Annotated in this window: 5 protein-coding genes and 2 pseudogenes; 3 read left to right on the forward strand and 4 right to left on the reverse strand. The window is 57.8% G+C overall.

Annotated elements, in window-relative coordinates; genetic code table 11:
* On the reverse strand, window positions 1-318 hold a 318-nt coding region (locus HCN58_RS37290), incomplete at its 3' end, for an SDR family NAD(P)-dependent oxidoreductase (RefSeq protein WP_171583830.1).
* 689 nt (window positions 319-1,007) lie between these two features.
* Here HCN58_RS37290 and HCN58_RS34980 point away from each other — a divergent pair.
* A complete protein-coding gene (locus tag HCN58_RS34980) occupies window positions 1,008-1,892 on the forward strand; it encodes an acyl-CoA thioesterase (protein ID WP_171583831.1) in 885 nt (294 codons plus the stop codon).
* A 148-nt stretch (window positions 1,893-2,040) separates the two neighbouring features.
* Here HCN58_RS34980 and HCN58_RS34985 read toward each other — a convergent pair whose 3' ends face one another.
* Both HCN58_RS34985 and HCN58_RS36620 read right to left on the reverse strand, forming a co-directional pair.
* Complete coding sequence (locus HCN58_RS34985; protein WP_235984176.1) at window positions 2,041-3,015, reverse strand: IS4 family transposase; 975 nt, start codon at window positions 3,013-3,015, stop codon at window positions 2,041-2,043.
* Window positions 2,961-3,473 carry an IS4/Tn5 family transposase DNA-binding protein gene (locus tag HCN58_RS36620; RefSeq protein ID WP_235984178.1) on the reverse strand — a complete coding sequence of 171 codons (513 nt, stop codon included), beginning with the start codon at window positions 3,471-3,473 and terminating at the stop codon, window positions 2,961-2,963. The genes HCN58_RS34985 and HCN58_RS36620 overlap by 55 nt, the downstream gene beginning before the upstream one ends.
* Window positions 3,474-3,862: 389 nt before the next feature.
* Between HCN58_RS36620 and HCN58_RS36970 the strand changes: the two are divergent.
* Window positions 3,863-5,963 (forward strand): annotated as a pseudogene (locus HCN58_RS36970) (3-hydroxyacyl-CoA dehydrogenase NAD-binding domain-containing protein).
* Window positions 5,964-6,064: 101 nt separating this feature from the next.
* Here HCN58_RS36970 and HCN58_RS34995 read toward each other — a convergent pair.
* Window positions 6,065-7,015 carry an ABC transporter permease gene (locus HCN58_RS34995; RefSeq protein WP_235984181.1) on the reverse strand — a complete coding sequence of 317 codons (951 nt, stop codon included), beginning with the start codon at window positions 7,013-7,015 and terminating at the stop codon, window positions 6,065-6,067.
* Window positions 7,016-7,200: 185 nt separating this feature from the next.
* Here HCN58_RS34995 and tnpA point away from each other — a divergent pair.
* Window positions 7,201-7,513 (forward strand): annotated as a pseudogene (gene tnpA / locus HCN58_RS35000) (IS200/IS605 family transposase); the annotation flags it as partial.

Genomic DNA, 7,513 nt, shown 5'->3' on the forward strand with positions numbered 1-7,513 from the left:
TTCGGCGTCGGGAAACTGATCGAACGGGGCCATAAACTGCAGTCCAGCATTCAATACGAGGATGTCGAGACGCCCAGCAGTCTTAAGTATATGGGCGACCATGTCCCTATTTCCGCTCGCAGTGGTAAGGTCCGCATGGAAAACACCGTCGCCAACGACGTCTACCCCATGCACGTCCGCTCCGCGTTCGCATAGTTCAGCCACAATCGCCTTCCCAAGCCCTCCGGTCGCTCCAGTTACGAGCGCGACGCGGCCCTCTAACGACCATCCACGCATGTGGGAGTGTTGTTGGTGGCTCTCACTGTCGAACTTGGCCATTCGTTTCTGTCCTAGTTAAGGGCTCATGAAGCCGAACTGATCATCAACAAATCTCCTGCTCGGCATCGCGAAAGCCATTCACCCGCGGCCCTTGCTCTCCGGCGTCAGGTACGCAGGCGAAGCTCCCGCTACGCCAATAATGTTGAATTCCTTCGAACAAGCAGTTTGCCTGGTAGAAGTTGCGCATCAAATCGGACGGATGGGGTGTTTCTCTACGACCGGTTAGGCGATTTCACGGATCCGGCTTACTGTCCTCTCCCGGGCCGTCCAGGCGTGTTAAGTCGAACACCGAACTATCCGCTCTTCCCTGAAGTCTTCACCGGATTGCGCTGTCGCCGACCCGAGCTTGAGGTGATCATTTAGTCCGCAGCGGAAGCTTGACGGTAAGGGCCAGGTCGCGAGGGCTATTCCGCGGGTGTTTGCCCCTTCCCGGGTCGGTCCGTGTGAAATCTTTGAGGAGAGCGATTCGAACGCAGGATTTAACCGCAAACTCACCGCTCATTGCATAAATTGGGACCAAAACATCGCTACAGCCAAATGCTGGCTAAGCGCTTCTTTGCGCCGCTTCGAAAAAGGCGCCCATCAAAGTCACCGCTCGGGGCCTTCGACAGGTCCGACCCGAGGCTTCGAGATTTTGCACTAAGCGCCGTGCGCCGGAAATGACATTCAAACAAACCGAAAGCACATCAATGCCTAAGGGCCTAATGGGCCTGCTTGCCATCCTCGGCCTCGAACCGATTGGGCAGAACGTTTTTCGCGGCAGCAGTCCGAATCCAAGCTTTCAACGGGTCTTCGGCGGGCAGCTCATTGGACAGGCGATGATAGCGGCATCTCGCACGGTGGAAGCCCGCATGGCGCATTCGCTACATGCCTGCTTTGTTCAGCCCGGCGATCCAAAGGTTCCTATCATTTATGAGGTCGAACTGCTGCGCAACGGCAAGAGCTATTCGACCCGCCGCGTGACTGCGGTGCAGCATGGGAAGGCGATCTTCTCTGTCGTCGTGTCGTTTCACGTCGGCGAGCAGAGCGCCTTTGAGCACCAAGACAAGATGCCCAGCGTGCAGCAGCCGGAAGAACTCACCACCGATGCTTTATCCAGGAATCCGTTGTTTGCAGAACTGCCAGAAGGAGTGCGACGCTGGTATGAGCCCGATCGCGTGATTGAGTTGCCTTATCCTCCGATCGAATTGCGCCCGGTTGAGTTCGGCCACTACATGGGTCGAAAACTTCGCGATGAGCGCATTCATTTTTGGCTCAGGATCGCTGAGAAGCTTCCGAACGATCCGGTACTGCACATGTGCGCACTGGCCTACGCCTCGGATTGGTCGCTGCTGGATGCGGTGTTGGCGCGCTACGGCCGCACGGTGCTCGATGACAGTAATATCCTAGGAGCAAGCCTTGACCACGCGATGTGGTTCCATCGGCCTTTCCGGGCTGACGAATGGCTGCTTTACGTCAAGGATTCGCCAAGCGCGCAGGGCGGACGCGGCCTCGCTCGGGGCTCAATCTTCAAGCGTGATGGCACTCTGGTAGCGACGGTCGCCCAAGAAGCTGCGATCCGCACGCGACGCTGATCTCAGTTTGCGCACAGCCGTCGGATGGCTCGGCGCTGTAAACTGAAGTTTGCAGGATTTCCCTGATATCCAGCCGATTCTTGCTGCCATCAGGCGTACACACCTTAATGCTAGCAGGCATTCAATCCGTATCCCTCCGGCGGCGCTTTCAATTACCCACAAATTCTCCTCCGACCATGGCGCCCAGCGCGATGTCGGTGAGGCGTGACAGCCCGCGCCACATGACGTTATTGCCGGGCGGCGGATCGCTGGCGCGGGCGAGATAACCGCCGAGCCGGGCGACCTTGATCAAATAGTGCGAGAGCGTTTTCTGTCTTGCTTTTGGTTTGTCGTTGACGAGGCGATCGAGCACGCCGATTTCAGTCGCACTCAACGCGAGGGTTGGCGGCGCGTCTGGGGCGGAACGGTTGAGCATCGTCATCCAGAAGACGCGCCAACTTAGGATGCAAAACAGCGAGATCAGATTGGTCAGACGCTGGGCGGTCCTGAGCTTCGACTCCTCAGCTTTGCAGCCCGATTTGAGGATCTTGTGGAACACCTCGATCTTCCATCGCAAAGCATACGATTCGAGCTTCTCAATGGCGTCGGTGCGAGAACCAACAGGCAGGTCGGTGATCAGCTTCCAATCGATCTTCTTTCTGTTTTTCGGCGTCCCGCGCTCTTCGGCATGGATCACCGTCAGGGTCAGAGCGGGATAGCGCTTCTGCTTTCCGATCGGCGGCAGGACGCGAATCTTGCGATACCTGATCTCAAGAACGGCCTGGTCGGGATCGCCGTTGCTGTCTCTGACTTCGATGCGATGGAGCCCTTTGATGGCGACCTCGTCCATTTCGTCGGCGATCGTGTGATCCCCGTCTCCAGCCAAGCAGTCGACGCAGGTCCTGATCAGGAAATGAGTTCCGATCTCCTGTGCTGCGCAGAAAAGCTCGTAAATGTCACTCTCGCGATCACCAATGTGGATGCATCGTCCCGGATGATCCAACAGCTGCGTAGACTGCTTGAGATTTTCCAACCACCGGACGCTTTCCTTTTTCTCGATGGGAATCCGGGTCGGATTGATCTTCTTCTTTAGCGCTGCCGTCCCCTTGAATTTCTTCCGGGTCCAGAACTTGACGGCCGCCAACCCCAGCGGCACCCCCTCGATTGTAACCGCGAGCTCGAATGCATCAGGATGCCGCAAACCGTGTGCGATCTGAGGCGGCCCGCCTTATCCCGTCCACTGTTTATGCTCTTGGTGATGCCGATCGCTTCTGACCTCTCGCGTTGATAGCTGAACTCGGTTGTATCGTGCAGCACAAGAACGAGACCTTCAGTGGCGGCGGCACGATCACGTGTCGATTGGAAATGGCCGGCCAGAATGTCCGCTTCGCTGACCCGGTCATTAGAGAAGAAGCGGTAGGCTGCCTTGGTATTCGCCCAATCCTGGCAGACGAGCGGAATGCTTTGTCCCATGGCGCTTCCAATCTGCGTGAGCAGTTTGCGGAATCTGTCGCCGAGCCGCGCGTCCCTAAACTCGCATCCACTACTCTCTCGATCAATCCAACTTTCACCTTCCAAGGACCGCAAACGGCCTTTTGCCATCGATCCCTTAATGTCAGCCCCATAGAGCACCCCCTCGCGAATCAGGTGCTCAGCAAGGAATCACAAGTGATTCTTTCGATTCAAGATTTCGCCAATCAGCGGATCAGCCCGAGTTGTCAAAGTTATGGGTAATTGAAAGCTACGCCGGATGCATACTTCAATCGGCACAAGATCGCAAGTGTTTCGGTCTAACTGAGGTTGGATCTACTTGGATCATGATGTACTGCATCGAGCTCTATCCGACCGATCAGAAGTCAGCGCTGGCGTAGGATAACTATGGAGTACTGCATTGACCGACAATCGATACATTGCTCGCGGTCACCGATGATCACTTCGGGCGGCTTGCCTCTCTGAGGATATTTCATCAGCGGAAGTTCAAGAGGTGTAGCGTGGTTAACACAGTCAAACTCGAACGTCATGACGTGATCGGCACTATCACGATCGACTATCCTCCAGTGAACGTGCTGAGCGGCGCAGTGCGCCGCGGTATCGTAGATTCTATGAATGCAGCCATCGCCGATCCGAAAGTGAAGGCGATCGTTCTGACGTGTGCGGGCCGTACCTTCATTGACGGAGCGGATATCACCGGAATTTGGCAAGCAATCGGAAGGGCCGAGTTGGGACGAGATGATGGAGGTGCTGGAAAACTCGCCAAAGCCTGTCGTCGGTGCGATCCACAGCAACCGCCTCCGTGGAGGGCTTGAGGTGGCGTTGGTCTGCCACTATCGGGTTGCGACCAAAGACGCTAAGCTGGGTCTGCCCGAGGTCAAGCTGGGCCTACTGCCGGGGGCCGGTGGCACGCAGCGCCGACCGAGTGCAGTGGGACCAGAGCTTGCGGTCAAGATGATTGTCGGCGGCGATCCGATCAGCACGGCGGACGCGCGGAAAAATGGCCTGATCGATGAAGTTGTCGCGGATCCGGCTACAGGCGGCGAGGCGTTTGCTCGCAAGGTCTTGTCCGAAAAGCGGCAGCTCCGCCGACTGCGGGATGACGACTCCAAGCTAGCGGCGGCCATGCGGACCGCTCGCTATTTACCAACGCTGTCGCCGCGATGACTAAAAGGCGCGCGGTCGGGAGGCGCCGTTCGCTGCGGCCGACGCCGTGGGTGCGGCGATCGACCTACCATTTGAGGAAGGCCTGAAGAAGGAACTCGATCTCTTTAAAAACTGTTCGCCGGCGAACAGTCGAAGGCTCAACAGTATGCCTTCTTTGCTGAGCGCGAGGCCAAAAAGATAGCTGGCTTGCCCAAGGGTACCGAGTCGCGTCCGATAAATCATGTCGCGATCCTCGGCGCCGGCACTATGGGCGGCGGCATCGCGAGTCGTTTGCCAATGCCGGCATTCCCGTAACCCTGATCGAGACCCGCGAGGAGCAACTCAAGCGTGGCCTTGGCATCATGCAGAAGAACTGGGAAGCGACCGCCGCGCGTGGTGCCATCCCGGTGGATGAGCCGACTAAGCGCATGGCGCTGATCACCGGCGTTGTTGGCATCGAGAATGTCTGCAATGCAGACCTCATCATCGACGCGGTGTTTGAGACCATGGCGGTGAAGAAGGAGGTGTTCGGCAAGATCGACCAGTACGCAAAGTCGGGCGCGGTGCTCGCCTCCAACACCTCCTATCTCGATATCAACGAGATCGCGAACTCGACCAAGCGTCCGCACGACGTGGTCGGCATGCACTTCTTCTCGCCGGCCAACGTCATGGAGCTGTGAGAAATCGTGCGTACGGACAAGACCGCGTCGGATGCGCCGATCACCGCCGTCAAGATCGCGCGCAAGATCGCCAACGCGCCAGTAATCGTCGGCGTGTGCCATGGCTTAGCCGCCAATCGTATGTACGATCGAAGCGGCAAACAGGCCGAAAAGCTGTTGTTGAGGGCATGCTGCCGCAGGAAGTGGACGCGGTGATGACGAGATTTGGCATGCCGATGGGAACGTTCGTCATGCACGATATGGCAGGTTTGGATATCGGCTGGCTTTCACGCAAGGATCGCGGCGTCAAGTCTGAGATCGCGGATGCTCTGTGCGAAGCCGGCCGCTTCGGCCTGAAGGCGGGCAAGGGCTACTATAAGTACGAAGCGGGCTCGCGCGTGCCGCTACCGGATCCCGAAGTCGAGAAGCTCATCGGCGAGACGCTCGAGCGCCTGGGCAGAAAGAAACGCGCTGTTAGTGACGATGAGATCCTTGAGCGCCTGATGTACCCGATCATCAATGAGGGCGCAAAGATTCTTGAGGAAGGCGTCGCCGCGCGGCCAAGCGACTTGGACGTCGTCTGGCTGTTTGGCTTTGGATGGCCGATCTATCGCGGTGGTCCGATGTATTGGGCAGACCAGATCGGGCTACACAAAGTGCTGGCGAATCTGAAAGTGCTCCATGCGTCACTAGGAGATGATTTCAAGCCGGCGGCCCTGCTCGAAAGCTAGTAGCCGACGGCAAGAAGTTCGGCGACTTTAAGGAGCCGCATCGCTACCCCGAGCCGGCGGTATAATCGCTCGCCCTCTCACCTTCGCTATCCAAGGAGCGGCTCGTTCGCGACCAAGAGGCGCGGCACCGGCAAATTAAGCGCGGCAACAACGCTAGGTCGCTTTTTCAGACGGTCCGCAGTTGCTCGGAACGTCGACGCAAGAAATGCGCGCTTCCAAGCAGCAATACACCCAAAAGGATGGTGAGCGTCGACACGGCCGCGATCGTGGGATTGATCTCAAGGCGCAGATCGTCCCACATGCGGCGCGGCAGCGTGACTGCGCCGAATCCTGACAGAAACAGTGCTACGATCACCTCATCAAAGGATGTAATGAACGCGAACAGCGCGCGACCAGGACTCCTGGACGGATCAGTGGCAGCGTCACCTGCCAGAATGCGCCGTGAGGGGCCGCGAAGACTAAGGGCCGCTTGTTCGAGCCTCGGATCGAGGCCGGCCAAGCTGCTACTAACGCTGGTCACAACGAACGGAACGGCGAGGTAGGTGTGCGCCAACACAATCCAAATTGGTGTGCCGATCAGGCCGTAGCGAGAGAAGAAGTAATAGACGCCGATCGCAACCATAATGCCGGGCACGATCAACGGCGATAGGATGAGGCCGGTCGCGAAGACGCGCAGGGACCGCGGTAGGCGTGTGATGCCGACCGCGCACAACGCGCCTAGCGTCGTCGACAGCAGTACATCCGACGCCGCTATCCAGAAGCTGAGCCAGGTGGACTGCAGCGAATCGGTGCTGCCAAAGTAAGCCTTGTACCATTTGAAGCTGAAGCCCGGCGGTGGGAAAGTAAGGTAGTTCGCCGACGAGAATGATACGACCAACACAACGATGATTGGGAAGGCAAGAATCAGCAGAATAACTCCAACAATGGTCGTCGGCAGTAGTCGACTTGTCAGGAATTGTGTGGTGCTCATCGCAGGTTCATCCGAAAGGCGTTGCCGACGCCCGGCAGACGCCGGGCTATGGCGATCAGGCCGAGCGCGGTCGTCCAGCAGCAGCACGACAGACAGCGCCGCCGCATAACCCCAATTGAACTGTTCGGCCTGCTGGGTAATCAGCATCGAGAGCGTGATCTCGCGCGAGTCGCCGACCATCGCCGGCGTGATGTAGAAACCCAGTGTTAGCCTACCAAGGGAGGCCCCCCGGCTCTGCCGGGGAGGCAGCAGAAGTTTGACATTTCAGGCAGTCGTCCATCGACGAAACTCGCGACTCGTGAGCCACCACGCGCACGAGAAGAAGTTTGACGATGGACGATTACGAGAGCCTAAGCCACAGCAAATGGGAGTGCAAATATCATGTGGTCTTCATTCCGAAGTGCCGGCGGAAGACGCTGTACGGGGAGTTGAGGCAGCATCTCGGGGAGGTATTCCGCAGATTGGCAATGCAGAAGGAGTGCAGGGTCGAAGAGGGCATCTGATGCCCGATCATGTTCACATGATGATATAGATCCCGCCCAAATATGCGGTGTCGCAAGTGATTGGGTACATCAAGGGCAAGAGCGCAATCCATCTGGCCACGGGTCTATGGAGAGAGGAAGCGCAACATCGTGGGGCAGCATT

This window comes from Bradyrhizobium australiense (assembly GCF_013114825.1).
Lineage (GTDB): Bacteria > Pseudomonadota > Alphaproteobacteria > Rhizobiales > Xanthobacteraceae > Bradyrhizobium > Bradyrhizobium australiense.

Coding starts and splice junctions, on each gene's coding strand:
- HCN58_RS34980 (WP_171583831.1), top strand. CDS start 1,008: ATGCCTAAGGGCCTAATGGGCCTGCTTGCCATCCTCGGCCTCGAACCG.
- HCN58_RS34995 (WP_235984181.1), bottom strand. CDS start 7,015: ATGCTGATTACCCAGCAGGCCGAACAGTTCAATTGGGGTTATGCGGCG.
- HCN58_RS36620 (WP_235984178.1), bottom strand. CDS start 3,473: ATGGCAAAAGGCCGTTTGCGGTCCTTGGAAGGTGAAAGTTGGATTGAT.